At 40.9% G+C, this 18591-nt stretch carries 14 protein-coding genes; 1 reads left to right on the forward strand and 13 read right to left on the reverse strand.

Translation table 11 applies throughout. The features are described from left to right. Positions 1-19: 19 nt before the first annotated feature. The 13 genes from D8836_RS07680 to D8836_RS07750 form a co-directional block, all read right to left on the reverse strand. Positions 20-1384, reverse strand: a complete 1365-nt coding sequence (locus D8836_RS07680; protein WP_185761618.1) for an amino acid permease — start codon at positions 1382-1384, stop codon at positions 20-22. Between the two features lie 73 nt (positions 1385-1457). Next, positions 1458-1940: a transcription elongation factor GreA gene (greA, locus tag D8836_RS07685; RefSeq protein WP_000818750.1), complete on the reverse strand. Its 483-nt coding sequence runs from the start codon at positions 1938-1940 to the stop codon at positions 1458-1460. 60 nt (positions 1941-2000) lie between these two features. Then, positions 2001-3695: an endolytic transglycosylase MltG gene (gene mltG / locus D8836_RS07690; RefSeq protein ID WP_125393626.1), complete on the reverse strand. Its 1695-nt coding sequence runs from the start codon at positions 3693-3695 to the stop codon at positions 2001-2003. 61 nt (positions 3696-3756) lie between these two features. Beyond that, positions 3757-4269: a GNAT family N-acetyltransferase gene (locus D8836_RS07695; protein ID WP_125393627.1), complete on the reverse strand. Its 513-nt coding sequence runs from the start codon at positions 4267-4269 to the stop codon at positions 3757-3759. 8 nt (positions 4270-4277) lie between these two features. Then, complete coding sequence (locus tag D8836_RS07700; protein ID WP_084926697.1) at positions 4278-4733, reverse strand: GNAT family N-acetyltransferase; 456 nt, start codon at positions 4731-4733, stop codon at positions 4278-4280. 9 nt (positions 4734-4742) lie between these two features. Further along, positions 4743-6077, reverse strand: a complete 1335-nt coding sequence (murC, locus tag D8836_RS07705; protein WP_125393628.1) for a UDP-N-acetylmuramate--L-alanine ligase — start codon at positions 6075-6077, stop codon at positions 4743-4745. A gap of 10 nt (positions 6078-6087) precedes the next feature. Beyond that, positions 6088-6705, reverse strand: a complete 618-nt coding sequence (locus tag D8836_RS07710; RefSeq protein WP_045612040.1) for a divisome accessory protein ZapJ — start codon at positions 6703-6705, stop codon at positions 6088-6090. 47 nt (positions 6706-6752) lie between these two features. Then, complete coding sequence (locus D8836_RS07715; protein ID WP_125393629.1) at positions 6753-9851, reverse strand: pilus expression-regulating Snf2 family helicase; 3099 nt, start codon at positions 9849-9851, stop codon at positions 6753-6755. Between the two features lie 92 nt (positions 9852-9943). After that, entirely contained in the window at positions 9944-11110 is a 1167-nt protein-coding gene (locus tag D8836_RS07720; RefSeq protein WP_125393630.1) for a MalY/PatB family protein, read from the reverse strand. Between the two features lie 7 nt (positions 11111-11117). Continuing rightward, entirely contained in the window at positions 11118-12212 is a 1095-nt protein-coding gene (locus D8836_RS07725; protein ID WP_125393631.1) for a cystathionine gamma-synthase, read from the reverse strand. 165 nt (positions 12213-12377) lie between these two features. Next, positions 12378-12833: a hypothetical protein gene (locus tag D8836_RS07735; RefSeq protein ID WP_125393633.1), complete on the reverse strand. Its 456-nt coding sequence runs from the start codon at positions 12831-12833 to the stop codon at positions 12378-12380. Positions 12834-13252: 419 nt separating this feature from the next. Continuing rightward, complete coding sequence (locus tag D8836_RS07745) at positions 13253-15211, reverse strand: peptide ABC transporter substrate-binding protein (protein WP_049543366.1); 1959 nt, start codon at positions 15209-15211, stop codon at positions 13253-13255. Positions 15212-15415: 204 nt separating this feature from the next. Continuing rightward, entirely contained in the window at positions 15416-17038 is a 1623-nt protein-coding gene (locus D8836_RS07750; protein ID WP_125393634.1) for a putative polysaccharide biosynthesis protein, read from the reverse strand. 105 nt (positions 17039-17143) lie between these two features. Between D8836_RS07750 and D8836_RS07755 the strand changes: the two genes are divergently transcribed. Continuing rightward, complete coding sequence (locus D8836_RS07755; RefSeq protein ID WP_125393635.1) at positions 17144-18589, forward strand: UDP-N-acetylmuramoyl-L-alanyl-D-glutamate--L-lysine ligase; 1446 nt, start codon at positions 17144-17146, stop codon at positions 18587-18589. The last annotated feature ends 2 nt before the right edge of the window (positions 18590-18591 follow it).

An 18591-nucleotide genomic window follows, 5' to 3' on the forward strand; every position in this document is an offset into this window, starting at 1 on the left:
GAGTTGATGAGTTTCAAATCTATTTTCTAAATTTCCACTGGCTGTAAATCCCGAAACCGATAATCCAGATAGCTGATCCAATTGCTCCGACAAATGTAGACTCTTGTAAAAAGAGGGTTACGAAGACAAAGGCAAAGAAGAGCATGGTTAAAGGATTTAGGAAACGATAATAGGGCATGAGATAGCCATCCGCCATAAAGTCTGGTGACTTGCGATATTTAAGGTGAGCAACCATAATCAAGATATAAATGGCGATATAGACACCTGATGATGATGCTGTAATCAAGGCAAAGGCATCGGAAACACCTGGCAAGATATTGATAAAGGCTGCTAGGGCAATCAAGATTGCTGAAGCGATGATAGCATTTTGTGGTACATTGTGGCGAGAAAGAGTATCTGCTTTAATTGCTTTTAGGAAGCGATTTGGCGAATCATGGGCAATCTGGTATAAATGACGCCCTGTTGAATAAAGGGTTGAGTTAAGAGCAGATGCTGCTGAGGTCAAAACGACGAAGTTAATCAAGGCTGCTGCCCACTTGATACCTGCCAATTCAAATACTGTAACAAAAGGTGAATCAGCCGATGCAAGCTCACGCCATGGAATGATAGCCATGATGGCTAAGAGGGCACCACCGTAGAAAAAGGCGATACGCAAAGGAATTTCCTTAACGGCTTTTGGCAAGACCTGGCGTGGATTTTTTGTTTCTGAAGTCGTTACCCCGATAAACTCAATCATGAGGTAGGCAAAGAAAACCATCTGGAAGGCCATGACAAAGTTCACTCCACCATTTGGGAAAAGGGAGAAATTGTCGGCAATATTAGCCAAACTTGCTACTCCATGAGGTGTCTTAAAGCCTGTCAAGACCATAAAGACTCCTGTTGCAATCATGGCTAAAATAGCCACAATCTTGACCATAGCGAACCAAAACTCAACTTCCCCAAAGAGCTTCACCGCGATCAGATTGACCAAGGCTAGAATGGTCAAAAATCCAATCTCAATCATCCAACTTGGCCAGCTAGGGAACCAGAACTGAACATAGTGAGAGATCGCAGTGATTTCCGCCATACCGATAAAGACAACGGATAACCAGTAAGACCAAACTGAGAAATAACCCCAGCCCTTACCTAAATGACGCGTGATAAAGTTGATAAAGGTATGTTGCTCAGGATCTTGGTAGAGCATTTCCCCAACCGCACGCATCATGAGGAACATGAAGGCCCCCGTAATCATATAAATTAGTACAATAGAAGGACCTGTTAGGCTGATAGATCGACCCGCTCCCAAAAAGAGTCCTGTTCCAATTGTTCCCGCAATGGCCATAACCTGCACGTGACGATTGGTCAGACCACGTTCCATCTTATTTTTTTTCTTCTTTGAACTCATATCGTCTCCAATTCAATTTAAAATGGAAAAAGGAGTGAGTGAAGCGCATTGCCCCCCCACTCCTTTTTTGTTTTTAGGCTGTTTTTTCAACCTTCAAAATTTTTACATCATAGCTACCAACAGGTGTTTCAATAGTTGCTGTGTCACCTGTTTTCTTGCCAATCAAGGCTTGTCCAATTGGGCTTTCATTTGAAACTTTACCTGCAAAGGCATCCGCACCCGCTGAACCTACGATAATATAAACTTCTTCTTCGTCCTCACCAATTTCTTGGATAGTGACTGTTTTACCAATCGCTACTTCGTCTTGAGCAACTGAGTCGCTATTGACGATTTCAGCATAGCGAATTTTTGTTTCCAAGCTAGAGATTTGTCCTTCGACAAAGGCTTGTTCATCCTTAGCTGCTTCATATTCACTGTTTTCAGAAAGGTCACCGTATGAACGGGCAATCTTAATGCGTTCTACCACTTCTGGTCGGCGGACCAATTTCAATTCTTCTAATTCTTTTTCAAGTTTTTCCTTTTCCGCTAGGGTCATAGGATATGTTTTTTCTGCCATTTTTCTCAACTTTCTTTCGATAGTATTGAATCTCTATCTGAGATTCTCATTTTTGTAGTCTTAGTTTGAACTACTATTTTGAGTAAGTTTGCTATTGACGTGCTCAGCAACATTACGATCATGTTCTTCCTGTGTCACTGCGTAATAGACTTTACCATCTGTAACATTGGCTACAAAGTAGAGGTTCTCACTCTTTGTTTGGTTAATACTTGCCTCAATCGCGTCCTGACTTGGACTATCCACTGGACCAGGCATCAAACCAGGTTTTGTATAAACATTGTATGGTGAATTAATCGATGTATCAATTCCAGCATCATCTGCTAGGCTAATATTTTGGCCAAGTTTGCCTTGAGCATACAAGATTGCAATATTGCTTTGAAGTGGCATACCAAGATTCAAACGGTTGTAGAAGACACCTGCAATCAACTTACGGTCTTCAGTCTTAGCACCTTCTTTTTCAACAAGTGAAGCAATTGTTAGCAATTCATTGACTGTCAAGTTTTTAGACTTGATTGCACTATAGTGCGGAGTCAAGGTCTTATCCATAGCTGCCAGCATCTCATCAATCAAACTTTCAATAGTCGTGCTTTCCTTGATAGAGTAGGTCGCTGGGAAAAGATAACCTTCCAAACGGTAACGAGCTCCACTTTCTTTCGTTGGCAAGCTTTCGAGTAGGTTTGGATATTTAGCAACTTCTTGACTGATAAAGTTGTCATCTTGCACTTTAGCCAAGAAAGCTTCCGCTGTCAAAGGTTCTTTAAATTCACCTTGTAATTGGCCTACAGCTTGGGCAATTTGATCAATGGTATATCCTTCTGGAATGGTCAAATCTGCAAGTGAAGGTTCTTGAGGTTCAGGAGTACCACCTTTTTGGAGTTCCTTAATGATATCCTCTGTACTCATGCTCTTTTGCAAATTGTAATATCCAGCCTTCAAATCTGAATAATTCTTATATTTAGCATAAAAAGCAAAAATCACTCCGTGTTTGATCACACCAGAATGTTCAAGTGCTGATCCAATCTCTTGGACATTGGATCCTTCTGGGATTTGAACCGTTACATATTCCTTAGAATTTGCATCAACTGGTAATAAAGATGATTGAACATACTGGTAACCAAAGTAACCACCTGCTGAAATCAAGGCAAGGAAAATCAGTAGAGAAATGAAGAAAGCCTTCAAATGTGATTTTTTCTTCTTGACAGGTTTAACAGTCTCACGACGACTACGACTCGGAGTTTCAGAAATGACTTCAACAGCTTCCGTTTCCATAACTGGTTCTTGTTTTGTTACTTCTTTCTGAGGCTCTTTTTTAGCTTCTGTCTTATAAGAAACAGCTACTCTTGTTGGAGTTGTGTTCACATCTCTTTCGACCTTTTGTGGACGATTGACATCTGGTCCTGGAACCGGTCTTGATGGACTTGCCTCAACTGGTGAAGCTGGAACATCTTGACTAGGGTGACGAGGAGTAATCGGAGCTTCTACTCTCGATTCATCTGCCGGTGATGCAGGCATATCCTCACTAGGATGTTTTGGAACACGTGGTGCATTCTCCATAATTTTTTCAACAGCTGATAGGGATGCAACCATAACATCTTCATCTGCGAGTTTTGTTTCAGGGACAAATAGAGCTTCTTTTTTCTCTGCAAGTTCAGTGGTCTCTTGGCGAATCCCTTCATAACGTTTTACTTTTTCTAAATCACGTAAAATCTGCTCTTTAAAGCTTAATTTTTCATCTTCTCTTGACTTTTCACTCAAAAGTTTATCCTCCTCGTTGACAATCCATAATATTATATCTTAAAAACGAAAGAAAAGCAACCTAGCATGCTTTTCTAGCTGATTTTTTAGCTTCCCAGACCATATCATACCATGTTTCCCCTGCAAAGGTTGACTGGGACTGGCCTTCATTGACAAATCCATGTTTTTCGTAGTAAGTAATGAGATAGTCATGACAGGTTAGGTTAATGCCTTCTCTTTCGTGTTCAAGAGCTAGTTCTTTCAAAGCTGTTAGCAATTTCTGACCTAGTCCTAGTCCCTGTGCCTCCTTGGCAATAGAAAGACAGGTCACAGAGATATAGCCACCAGGCTCATGACTATAATCTTCTATCTCTTCTGTAAAGGATTGGTCTTGCAGATAGCGGTGGGGGCCAACCGGTCCCTCTATATAACCAATAATCTTACCCTCTTTTTCTGCAACCAGAAACGAGGTCTGAATTTCTCGCAAATGCGCCTCGAAAACAGAGCGAGGAATGGCTTCTTCAATCGAGAAATTTTCTAGTTCAATCTCAACAATCCGATCTAAATCTTCTAATCTTGCTTTCCTAATTTCCATTTTGCCTCCTAAAAAAAGAGATTAAACCAAATCATACTAAAACCTTGACTAGCTGCATAAAGCGAATCTGTCTCTTCTTCATCAATAAAACCGTTCATTTCAAAATAGGAAAGCAACTCATCCGGACTCTTCAAACGAATAGCTTTGTAATCCAGCTCAACTGCTACATCTTTCAAAGCCGCAAGAAGAAGCGTTCCCAAGCCCTGTCTCTGATGGTCAGCCTCGATGACTAAAGAATGTATTTCTAGACATTTCGGATTGTGTGGGTAAGGACCACCTAGAACATAGCCTAGAAGCTGATTTTCATCCCTAGCTAGAAGAAAGGTATCCGCAGACTTACGGATACTTTCTTCTAAAATATGGGAAGTAAGGTGCTTTTCAGCTGGAAAAGATGTGGCCTGAAGTGTCTCTATCTCAGCCAAATCAGACTTACTTGCCTGAATAATCTTAATTGGAATTTCCATGGGAAAATCCTATTGAACATTGCTTGTCAAGTTAGACAAGAGACGCTCAAATGAATATTCATAGGTTTGGATATCTCCTGCTCCCATAAAGACATAGACAGCATTGTCATGGTCAAGGAGTGGAGAAACATTTTCAACAGTGATCACTTGATGTTTTTTGTTGATTTTTTTGGCTAGGTCTTCTACCTTAACATCACCATGGTCTACTTCACGAGCAGATCCATAAATTTGCGCTAGGTAAACTGCATCCGCTTGGTTCAAAGCATGGGCAAATTCGTCCAACAAGGCAATGGTTCTTGTAAAGGTATGCGGTTGGAAGACTGCTACAATTTCCTTGCTTGGGTATTTCTGACGAGCCGCATCCAAGGTCGCAATAATTTCTGTTGGATGGTGGGCAAAGTCATCGATAATAACTGTATCATTAACAATTTTCTCAGTGAAACGACGCTTAACACCGGCAAATGTTTTCAAGTGTTCACGCACCAAGTTCAAATCAAATCCTGCTGTGTAAAGAAGACCAATAACGGCTGTCGCATTCATGATATTGTGACGACCAAAGGTTGGAATGTGGAATTGCCCCAAGTCTTGTCCACGGAAATGAACTGTGAAGGTTGAACCAGTTGTTGAACGAAGAAGATCACTAGCGACAAAGTCATTACCTTCTGCTTCAAAACCATAATAATAAATTAGTGCATCAGACGTAATCTTACGCAATTCAGCATCTTCTCCGTAGATAAACAAACCTTTGGTAATTTGTTTAGCATAATCGTTAAAGGCATTGAAAACATCCTCTAGACTTGTGAAATAGTCTGGATGGTCAAAGTCAATGTTGGTAATAATAGAGTATTCTGGGTGGTAAGGCATGAAGTGACGCTCATATTCGTCAGATTCAAAGACAAAATATTTGGCATTGGCTGAACCACGACCTGTCCCGTCTCCAATCAAGAAGCTAGTATCTGTGATATGAGACAAGACATGAGACAACATACCTGTCGTTGAAGTTTTTCCGTGCGCTCCAGCAACTCCCATGCTAACAAAGTCGCGCATAAAGCTACCTAGGAACTCATGGTAACGTTTGTAGCTAATGCCATTTTGGTCCGCATAGGCAATTTCGACATTGTTATCTGGACGAAAGGCATTTCCAGCGATAATTTCCATATCACCGTCTAGATTCTTTTCATCAAAAGGAAGAATGGTAATTCCTGCCTGCTCAAGACCACGTTGAGTAAAGTAGTATTTTTCAACATCTGATCCTTGAACCTTGTGCCCCATTTGGTGCAACATCAAGGCCAAGGCACTCATCCCTGATCCCTTAATTCCGATAAAATGATATGTCTTTGGCATGTTTTCTCCCCTATTCTGTAATTCTGGTCAGATTCAACTCTTGGGCAACCTGACGTTCTTGTTCTTTTTGTTGATTCTTTTTATTGTAGATTTGGCTCTTCTTCAGAAAATCATAATTATTTTTCTTTGGACCTGAAGTTTCTTTTGGCTCAGATTGAGTCGAAATATTGCTCACTTCTTCCGCCAAGATGTAATGAGACTGGGTCAATTTTTGACTATATTTGACAAATTCACCAGGATTTTCCTTTTGGAAAGGCGCGGTAGGTTGATTGCCCTGCCTAACTAGACTTGGATGAGAATGGCGTCTTGTAGGAGTAATATCCTTAGTCAGATAACTTGCTGAGCGTTTCTTTTTCAAATCCGCACGCGCTTCTTCACGCGCCACCTCCGCATAGCTCTTTCCTTCTTTTTTAACTCCTAAACCAGATTTCTTAGGTTTCTCTACTGGTTTTTCAATCGGTTTTGCTGGTTTTTCTTCAGTAATAGGGGCCCACTCCAGATAATTCTTATCACGGTATTCTCCCTTGATATTACTGATAAAGTCAGACTCATCATAGAGGTCCATAACCGGCATCTCAGTCAGCATGACCTCGTCATCTGACACCAATGGAAATCGTTCTTCTCTCATTTTCTATTTCCTTTCAACACTTCATTATAGCGTATTGTCTTGATTTTTCAAGTGCTGGCTTCAGAAATTCCCAAAATTTCTCTAATTTCTGCTAAGGTCAGACTGCCACGTGACTCTGTGCCATCCAATACTTGTGACACCAGATGTTTCTTCTGTTCTTGGAGTTCCTGAATTTTTTCTTCAATGGTTCCCTTGGTCACCAAGCGATAAACCTCAACCGTTTCTTCCTGACCCATTCGATGGGCACGGCCAATAGCTTGCGCTTCCACCGCAGGATTCCACCAAAGGTCAACCAAAATAACCGTATCAGCACCTGTTAAGTTCAGACCGACACCACCAGCCTTGAGGGAAATCAGAAAGGCATCTCTTTCTCCTTGGTTAAAGGCCTTGGTCATGTCTTGTCTTTCCTTGGCTGGGGTTGAACCCGTAATTTTAAAGGATGTCAAGCCCAAGTCTGGCAATTCTTGTTCTATTTTCTCCAACATTCCCTTGAACTGCGAGAAAATCAAGACACGGTGTCCGCCGTCTGCCACCTGTACCAGCAGGTCTCGGAGACTATCCAGTTTGCCACTGGCTCCCTGATAATCCTCCATAAAGAGGGCAGGGGTGTCACAGATTTGACGCAAGCGCATCAAACCAGATAAAATTTCCACCCGACTTCGCTGGAATTCCTGATCTGAAACTTGAGCTAGACGGTCTCGCATCTGTTGCAACTGGGCTAGGTAGATAGCCTTTTGCTGAACTTCCAGTTCATTTTTATAAACCACTTCAATCAAGTCTGGCAATTCAGTCAGCACTTCTTCTTTCTTGCGCCTCATAACGAAAGGCTTAATAAACTGAGCAACGCGCTCAGCTGGTAATTTCATAAATTCTTTCTTACTTGGCAAAAGTCCTGGCATGACGATTTGAAAAATAGACCACAACTCACCTAGATGGTTTTCAATAGGAGTTCCTGACAAGGCAAAAACTGACGGCACCACAAATTGTCTCAAGGTCTGGGCAATCTTAGTCTGGGCGTTTTTCATGACCTGAGCTTCATCTAAGAAAAGGAAGTCAAAGGCCATCCCCTGATAAAGCCCACTGTCCTGACGGAAGGTGGCATAGCTCGTCACATAGATTTGATGGCACTCGGCAAGAATCTCTTCACGACTAGCTTTCAAACCATGAACAACAGCCACATCCAACTGTGGGGCAAATTTCTGAAACTCATCTGCCCAGTTGTAAATCAAACCAGATGGAGCTAAAATCAAAACCCGACTTTCTTTTGTCACTTGACCAGTCAAAAAAGCAATGGTCTGCAGGGTTTTACCAAGTCCCATATCATCAGCTAAAATCCCACCAAAACCATAATAATGGAGCATTTGCAACCAACGAATTCCCTTTTCCTGATAATCTCGCAAGTCAGCCTGAACCTGAGTTGCTTGCAAAGGAAAGTCCTCTGGATGCGTCAAATCGTGGGCCAAATTCTGGAATTCTTGTGAAAAAGAAACACGGTCACGCCCTTCAAAGAGATGAGCTAAACTATAAGCCAAGGATTTTCGAGTCTGCAAGGCACCATCTTTTAATTCAAACTGCCCCAGTTCCTGTAGATTTTGGCGAATTTTCTTGGTTTTTTCATCGAAAAAGTAGACTTGATTAGACGAATCAATGTAAAAATCTTGATTGGCAACCAAGGCCTGCATTGCTTGGTCAATTTCCTCCTGGGCAATATCTTGAAAATCAAACTGGATTTCCAAGAGACCTCCCTTGGAAGCAATCTGTACTTGAGGGCTTGCTAGATTATAGAGTTCTTCTAACTTGTCTGATAAATCAACATTTCCGAGTTTTTCAAAAACTGGAATGATTTCATGGAAGAAATGATAGACAGACTCCGCTTTTAGGGCTTGACGCCAAGATTGAAAATCTGCTTCAAAACCAGCTGCCAAACAGACTTGGAAAATTCTTTCTTCTAAGTCAGCATCACTCGAAAATGGTAATTCTTCTAACTCTTGTCGGTTAGAGACCTGCCTATCCCCATAATCAAACTGAATTTCTAAACGAATCCGATTATCCTCTTCCCTGTCAAAGTAAAAAGAGGGTGCAAAAGTTTTGATTTGTAGACGTTCTGGAGCTGAAACGATCCCCATCTGGCTAAAAAAAGTTAAACAAGAAGCTAACTTATCGCGGTCACTGCTATCAAATTGCAAGTATTTCTTTCCATGCTGATCCAAAGGCAACGCTTTGATTTCCTTGAGAAGACGTATCTGCTGGTCTGTTAGAAAATAAACCTGTCCTTTATGGAAAAGCACAGCTCCCTGATAAAAGACATTGACCCTTGGACTCTCACTGATTTCCATTTCAAAATAGTCCGAGTATTCTGTTGCTGTAAAGGCAAATAGATTGGCATCAGCATGCATATCCTGAAAAAGCAGAGTTTGGTAGCTATCCACTTGATGGTCAAATTGAAAATGGGGCAAGGCCATCAGTAAATTCACACCCTGCTCAAAAAAGGTCAGAGGAAAAAAGAGGTGCCGACCTTGGTTTTGGAAAAAAAGCTCTGGACTAAGTCCTTCCTCCATTAGTCCGCGTAAGAAAGTCAGAAGCTCTTGACTTTCCTCATTAAAGGCTTCCCAAGATAGAGACTCCTCATAAGTTTTACCAATCATATAAGGTTTTCTCTTCTCGACGACTTTTAAAAAGATTGGAATATCCCGAATAACGTAGTATTTTTGGCTATTGATTTGCCCGATTCTAAGAGTCCACAAGATATGATTGCTTCCTGCTTCCACCTGACCCACAGCTGACAACTCATAGGCTCGGTCTGATTTTGGAGACAAGATTCGTTCCAAAAATTTGCTGCCCAAGGTCACCTTGGTTTCAACGGCCTCTTTTTCTTCATGACCTTCTTCCAGACTTTGCAAGATTTCCTGACCACGCTCATCATTTTTCAGAAAATGCTCCAGAGCTGCCAAATGCACACAGTAGCCCCTCTTTTGGAAAAAATCGCAGGCACAAAAAACCAAATCATCCTCTAAACTATAGCGCAGTTCTTCTTCTGCAACGCGAGCGTAGAGCCGATTATTCTTTTCCTTGATGATGTCAACCTTACCAGTTTCATAAAGGGCAACGCCTTCGATACGGACTTTCCCCGGAATCAATTTAGCCATATTTTTACCTTTACCTTATCTTTTTATTATACCATATTTTCCCCTATGAAAATAGCCTTCTAGGATGACTTTTCTCCTAGAAGGCTGGATTTTTAAAGTTTAGCAAAAGTCGTCACAATTCGCTGACACACTTCTTGCAGCAGAGATTTAGGCATAGCTACATTGAGACGGGCATGGAGACTCCCTTCATCCCCATAATCCAAACCAGGATTGAGGATAACCTTGGCTTCATTTCTCAAAAGCTCTTGTAATTTTTCATCAGTCAGGTCATAGGCTGAAAAATCAAGCCAAATCAAGTAGGTTCCTTGCGGTTTCATGACCTTGATTTTAGTCTCTTTTCCAAATAGATCCACCACATAATTAATATGGTCTTCAAAGACTTGCTTGAGTTCCTCTAACCAATCTTTACCGTATCGATAGGCAGCTTCTGTCGCCAAATAACCCAAGCCTGAAATTTCATGCTGGTTATTGGCCAACTGGCGTTTCTGGTAAGCCACTCGCAACTTAGGATTTTCAATGACTGCATAGGAATTTTTTGTCCCAGCAATATTAAAGGTTTTAGTGGCACTGCTCAAGACGATAGCAAATTCTTTAAAGTCAGGGTTGACAGTATTGAAGGAATGATGCTTGTGACCAAAGAGGGCCAAATCTTGGTGAATCTCATCCGAAACCAAGAAAACACCGTGTTTTTGACAGAGTTGACCAATCTTCTCCAACACTTCTTTTTCCCAAACACGTCCACCAGGATTGTGAGGATTGCAGAGAATATAGAGTTTAACATTCTCTTTCACCAAATCCTTCTCCAGTTGGTCAAAGTCAATCTCAAACAAACCATCCTTTTCCACCAAAGAATTGGTAATCAATCTGCGGTTATTCAACTTGACACTGCGTGCAAAAGGTGGATAGACTGGTGTGTTAATCAGAACCGCTTCGCCTTCTTTTGTAAAGGCTTGAATAGCTGTTGAGATGGCTGGTACCACACCCTCGATAAAGACAAGGGCCTCTTTGTCAAAGTGATAACCGTGTTGTGAGGCTTCCCACTTTTGAACTTCCTTAATTAATTCTTCACTGGCATAAGTATAGCCATAAACCAGTTGGTCTGCGTAAGTCTGCACGGCTTGGCGGATTTCAGGCAAAACCACAAAGTCCATATCCGCTATCCAAGCTGGTAGGACTTCACTATCCGTTTCCGCTTCTTTCCATTTATAGGTATGGTGCCCTAAACGATTGGGCAGGCTTGTAAAATCATATTTTCCCATCTTTGACTTATCCTTCCAAGGCTTGGCGCAAATCTGCAATCAAATCTCTAGCATCCTCAATCCCAATTGACAAGCGCAAGAGGTCATCTGTCAAACCATAAGAATGGCGGACTTCTGCTGGAATATCGGCATGGGTTTGCGTTATTGGATAAGTAATAAGACTTTCCACCCCACCTAAACTTTCCGCAAAAGAGAAGACCTTAAGGCTGTTCAAGATATGAGGAATGCGTGTTTCATCCGCTACTTTAAAGGAAATCATGCCTCCACGACCAGTGTAGAGAACTTCCTTAACTGCTGGAGAATCCTTCAAAAAGGCAACCACTTCTTGGGCGTTAGCTGTTGAGCGCTCCATACGAAGAGACAGAGTCTTGAGACCACGAATCAATTGATAACTATCAAACGGAGACAAGACTGCCCCTGTCGTATTGAGATTGTAGAAAAGCTTCTCGTATAGTTCTAAACTATTGGTCACAACCACTCCAGCCAAGACATCATTGTGCCCTGCCAGATACTTAGTCGCTGAATGGAGAACAATATCCGCACCATCTTCAATCGGACGTTGATAGATAGGACTGTAGAAGGTATTGTCCACAACCACTTTGGCACCCTTAGCATGAGCCAATTTTGCTAGTTTTTCAATATCAAATTCCAACATCAAGGGATTGGTTGGTGTTTCGATATAGAGAACATCCACGTCCTTTTCTAACTCAGCAATCAACTCTTCTTCTGTATTGGCATAGGTAAAATGGAAACGGCCTTCCTGTTCCACTTGGTTGAACCAGCGGAAAGAACCTCCATAAAGGTCACGCACTGCTAAAATCTTACTTCCTACTGGAAAAACGCTAAAAGCCAATACAATTGCTGACATCCCTGAACTAGTCGCTAGGGCATAGTCTGCTGACTCAATAGCCCCCAAGACTTCCTCCGCCTTACTACGAGTTGGGTTTTTGGTACGCGTATAGTCAAAGCCAGTAGACTGACCAAACTCTGGATGCTGATAAGTCGTTGAAAAATGAAGCGGTGTTACCAAGGCTCCTGTTGCTTCGTCTGACTTGATACCCGCCTGAGCCAAAATTGTGTTGATGTGTAATTCCTTGCTCATACAATACCTCCAAATCTATAGTAACTATTGTACCACTTATTTTCATCAACTCATTTTCTTCTTTTCAAGAGCTAGTTATAGTTTCAAACTATACACTTATCGAGTAAAGCTAAAAAAGAATCCAGAAAACACTCCAGATTCTTTTGTGAAAATCCTTGTTAGGGCTTACTTAGACTGAAAGAAATCCTGTTGGGCTAAATAGTCATAATGCTCTTTGTTAAATTGATACTGGCCCACATGCTGACTAACCTGACCGACATCCACGGAAAAAATATAGGCTTCATTTTGATAATTCCAATTCAGCCTAACTGCATTCAAGACTGGCTTATAAGTAAAATCTTTAACCTGATTCCAAGGCATCTCTACGACGTGATTAGAACGATTCTCAGTTATATCACTGATGTCCATCAAGTAGATTCCCTTAGGTGTGAATGCCAGAATCTTAGGCTTCACGCTTGACTGAACATAGTAACTTCCTCCTACAACGAAGAAATCAAAAAAGGATTTCAACAATGTCTTTTTCTTGAAGGCCATCAGAAAATTCTTTTGCCCTTCAATGTGACAAGTTGATAGAAATGATGCAATCTGTTTTTCTGTCGCAAATTCCATAATAGCGCCCATAATGTTACCTCCATAACGATTAGTAAATCGGCAGATAAGAACTCTTCACATAAAGAATAACTTATCATTTGTTGCGTTTTATACTCAATGAAAATCAAAGAGCAAACTAGGAAGCTAGCCGCAGGCTGTACTTGAGTACGGCAAGGTGAAGCTGACGTGGTTTGAATTTGATTTTCGAAGAGTATTATCTTACTTTTCCAGTAGATGGCACCCCTCCTATAAAATCACCCTAGCATGTGCATACTTCAATCAATATTGGGTAGATTTTCGAAAATAGCTTCTCACGTTTTTGTTATATTCATTATAACATAAATTTAATAAACCAATTAAAAAATGTAAGCACTTTTCTTCCAAATTCGCCAGCATTCTATATAAAAACGACGGCTTCTTTCGAAACCATCGTTTTTCTTGAAAAATCCTTATTTGACATGTTTTGCCAATTCTTCTTGGGCTTTTTTATTGGATTCTTCTTTTTCTTTCAGCCATTTTTCTTTAGCTTTTTCATATTCATCCTTTGTGACTGTCTTATCTTGTAATTTGAGATATTTATATGATTCAACCCCTTTATTACCAGCCAATGAATATGGTGTTGAGAAAGGAACGATTTTTCTCAATGTTGGTGTTCCACCAAGTGAAACATTTGGAATTGCTAGAGAGCTATCCACCAACCAAGCTTGGGCATCTGCATATTTTTCATAGCGTTTAGCTGGATCTTGTTCCTTATTAGCTTCTTCCAACATTTGAGTGTAGACATCCAGTCCAACAGCCTTGGCTTTGTCATTGGCTTCACCTGGCTCTATACCTAGATTTTGCATCAAACCACCAGAATTAACGTTAAAGACATCAAGATAGGTTGAAGGATCTTGATAGTCTGCAGTCCAACCACCATTGTAAAGATCATAATCCTTCTGAGCTGCAGTTTGAGCAAGATAACCTGAACTATCATAGTCCTCTGTAGAAAGTTGATGAACATCAATCACAACATTATCTGCACCTAAGACAGATTCTATTGATTGCTTCATGGAATTAATCCCTTGAATTTCAGCCTTATTAGCCAAATCTATAGTTTTATCTAAGTGTATAGGGAATTGGACTCCTTTGGCTTGGAGTTCTTTCTTAGCTTCAGCAAATTTAGCTTTAGCTTTTTCTGGATTGTAGTATGGATCTTGGGCATCTGCAAAGTTGATTCCTTGCCATTCCTTACCATAGTTGACCATTTTAGACGCAACTACTTCACCAAAGTCTTTTCCATTGATACTTACGAAGTTTGGAGGAACAACTAGGTTACGCAAAATCTTAGTTGCCCCCTCTTCTCCTTGAGATTGGGCCCCATAGGCCGTACGGTCATAGGCAAAATTAATGGCTTGACGGAAGTTCTTGTTAAGAACCGCTTCTTGAGTCGATTTCTTTTCAGCATCACTTGTCTTGGAAGTGAATTTATAAGATTTTCTATCTAAATTGAAGTTTAAGAAGTAAGAAGTAGCATCTTGCATGCTATAGATGATATTGTCCTTATTCTTTTCTTTAATCCCTTCGAAGCTTGAACTGTTTGGATAGAGACGAGCATAGCTATAAACACCTTCGGTAAAATTACGTGCTAACGCATCTTGGTCACTACCATCAAAATAAGTCAATTTCACATCATCTACAAAGACATTTTTAGCATCCCAGTAGTTAGGATTTTTCTTGTATTCGATGACCGATTTTGAAACAAAGGATTTCATCAAGAAAGGTCCATTGTACAAAATGCTAGATGGATCTACCTTCCCAAAATCATCCCCTTTTGATTTCAAGAAATCCGCATTGACTGGGAAGAGAATAGTTGAGGTTGTTTTTGAGTTCCAGTAAGGTTCTGGTCGTGCCAAGGTATATTGAACGGTTTGGTCATCAAGAGCCTTGACTCCGACAGTTGAAAAGTCGCTTGTTTTACCAGTGATATAGTCATCTAAACCTGCAACGGATTCTTGCACTAAGTACAAGGCTTCTGATTTTTTATCAGCCGCATATTTCAAACCAGTGACAAAATCTTGGGCAGTTACAGGAGCATATTCATCTCCATCTGCAGTATACCATTTAGCATCTTTCCGCAGTTTGTAGGTATAGGTCAAACCGTCCTTAGAAACACTCCAATCCTCAGCCAAGGATGGGACATAGTTCCCATATTGGTCATTTTCCATGAGACCATCTACCAGGTTGGTCACAATATCAGTAGTTGTTGAACGGTTTTCTGCTAGATAGTTCAAACTAGATGGATCACTTGAATAAACATAATTGTATGTTTTTGACCCTGTGCTAGAATTTCCACAGGCACTTAACAAAATACCTGCACTTAACACGACACCTGCAAGCGTTGCATACTTGGCCTTAGACTTTTTCATTTCCAGAACCTCCTGATTTAAATATTTGTCTTATTATACATTACAGGTTTTATTTAGTCAATAGTTTTTTAAGTAAAATTTAAGAAAAATTAAATTACTATCTACAAATTATAAAAAATATAATACAAATTAATAAAAAAGAGAATAATCCAAGCATTTCATGATAGAAATGTTCAAATTATCCCTTTTATTTATAAATATTTTTTAAGTTAACTTTAATTTGATTCGTAAGCGATCTGCTTGAGCTTTTCCAATCACCTTATCCAATAAACGGGTACGAAGACTCAAGAATCCGTAAACTCCTCCCCCCATGGCACCGACAAGAGCTACATATAGGAAACTCCACAAACGTCCACTTGGTTGGAAGACAAATCCTAAAATCCACTGCAATGTCCCAACTACAAGAAACATGAAAAGAGTTAACAAACTGATTAAAATGGTTCGTTTCAAAATCACCTTGCGCTTAACACCAGTTACCTTGCAAATGTCCCGATACATCAAAACATTAGGAATAATAAGGCCGATGGTTGTGGAAATCAAAGGTCCATAACTGTGAAAGAGAGCAATGGTTGGCAGTTGTAAGACCAGCTTGGCAATGGAACCATAGATAAAATAGAGAACGGCCTTGCGGTTGCGGAACATGGCTTGAAGCATTGGAGACAAAACCATGTACAAGCCTAAAATAGTAGACTGCAAAACTGCAAAGACAAACAATCCCATAGCCAAACTATCTGGCTTACCATAGAAGACAGTATAGAGAGGTTCTCCTACCATGACTACTCCAACCGTTGCTGGTAGCAAGAATAGGAAAAGCATAGTGATGCTGTCCTGAACTAGACGAGAAGCTGCCTTCAAGTCCCCCTTAACATAGTTTTCAGTCAAAAGTGGCAAACCGACACTCCCAATCGAAACTCCAACCGAAATCAAAATCATAGTGATTTTATTAGGATTGGCAGAGAAATAAGAAAACATGACAATTAAGTCTTCATTACTATAGTTTGTAAACCACTTCATGCTATTGATAAAGGTATTTTGGTCCAAGATTTGGAAAAGCTGGATAGCAGACCCTGTCAAGATAAAAGGAATGGCTTCCTTAATGGTGTCGACCAAAAGACGCTTGCTGTTTATCTTATCTCCTGTTTCAAGGACTCTTTTAAGTAATCCTTCTTTGGCAAGGAAATAGATCAAAACTGCAAAACTAGCTACCATGCCGACAAAGGCAGCAAAGGTGGATTGGGTAACCGCTGCTAGATAATCTCCTGAGCCCATTTTCATAATCATAAAGGTAGCTAAAAGCATCCAGATAACACGAATGACCTGCTCAGCGATTTGGCTCATGGCATAAGGTTTCAGGTTATTCATCCCTTGGAAGAAACCTCGGATAACACTCATAGATGGGAAAATCAAGACCGCCCAAGCCAAGCTCTGCATGATTGGGATCAGGTCTTTCCCTACACCCGACAAGTCTGCTAGCCATGGAGCAAAGAGATACAAGACTAAAGCAAAAACCAGACCTAGTCCTGTCATAAAGCCTAAAAAGCTCCGAATCAGGGCAAAGCTATGCTCTTCTTCTCGCATGGTATTATACTTGGCCACTTGCTTGGCCACCGCAACTGGAATCCCTGCTGTTGAAATCAGCAAGAACCAGGCATAGATATTATAGCCCATGGTGAAGAGACCATTTGCTGTAGCCGCATAAGACCCCATCCAGATATACCAAGGGATGATATAAATGGCACCGAGTAGACGACTGATAAAGTTACTAGCCGTTAGCCAAGCAGTCCCCCGTAACATCTGGGCCTGCTGGTGATTGTTTTCGTTAGACATAGATTCCTCATTTAATTTTAATCACTAGGAAAAATTCCTCATCTTCCATTATAAACTTTTCCTTGTCACTTGTAAATTTACGACTTTCGGTTTACAATAGAAAGTATGATTAAGATTGAAACCGTATTAGATATTTTAAAGAAAGATAGTCTCTTCCGCGAGATTATCGACCAAGGACACTATCACTACAACTACAGCCATGTCGTATTTGATACCATCTGTTATGACAGCCGCAAGGCCAAAGAGAAGAGCCTCTTTTTCGTCAAGGGGGCTTCCTTTAAGAAGGAATTTCTGCTTTCAGCCATCTCTCAAGGCCTCGGTTGGTATGTGGCTGAAAAAGACTATGAAGTTGGTATTCCTGCTATTATCGTCAGTGATATCAAGAAAGCCATGAGTTTGGTAGCTATGGAATTTTATGGAAATCCACAGAAAAAACTCAAACTCCTTGCCTTCACTGGTACTAAGGGTAAAACAACAGCAGCCTATTTCGCTTATAACATCTTATCTCAAGGGCATCGACCTGCAATGTTGTCAACTATGAATACAACTCTAGATGGCAAGACTTTCTTTAAGTCTGCATTGACAACCCCTGAGAGTATTGACCTCTTTGACATGATGAATCAAGCTGTGCAAAATGACCGTACTCACCTCATCATGGAGGTATCCAGTCAGGCCTATCTGGTCAAACGTGTCTATGGTCTGACCTTTGATGTAGGAGTCTTTCTTAACATCACTCCAGACCATATCGGCCCGATTGAACACCCTAGCTTTGAAGACTACTTCTACCATAAGCGTCTCTTGATGGAAAATAGCCGAGCAGTTATCATTAACAGTGACATGGACCACTTCTCTGTACTAAAAGAACAGGTAGAAGATCAAGACCATGATTTCTACGGTAGTCAGTCGAGCAACCAAATCGAGAATTCCAAAGCCTTTAGCTTTTCAGCTACGGGTAAACTCGCTGGAGATTATGATATTCAACTCATTGGGCACTTCAATCAAGAAAATGCAGTTGCAGCTGGACTTGCTTGTCTCCGTCTCGGAGCTAGTCTTGAGGACATCAAAAAAGGAATTGCTGAAACCCGCGTTCCTGGTCGTATGGAAGTCCTCACTCAGAAAAATGGAGCCAAGGTTTTCATCGACTATGCCCACAATGGTGACAGTCTCCAAAAACTCATCAATGTGGTTGAGACTCATCAAACAGGAAAGATTGCTCTGGTCTTAGGTTCGACAGGAAATAAGGGAGAAAGTCGTCGTAAGGACTTTGGCCTCCTCCTCAATCAACACCCTGAGATTCAAGTCTTTTTGACTGCTGATGACCCCAACTATGAAGACCCAATGGCCATTGCAGATGAAATTAGTAGCTACATCAATCATCCTGTTGAAAAAATTGCGGATCGCCAAGAAGCCATCAAGGCAGCGATAGCTATCACAGATCAAGCATTAGATGCAGTTATTATCGCCGGTAAGGGAGCCGATTGCTACCAAATCGTCCAAGGCAAGAAAGAAGCCTATCCAGGAGATGCAGCCGTCGCAGAAAATTATTTATAAGA

This window comes from Streptococcus mitis, from assembly GCF_003942995.1.
In the GTDB taxonomy this organism is placed as follows: domain Bacteria; phylum Bacillota; class Bacilli; order Lactobacillales; family Streptococcaceae; genus Streptococcus; species Streptococcus mitis_CV.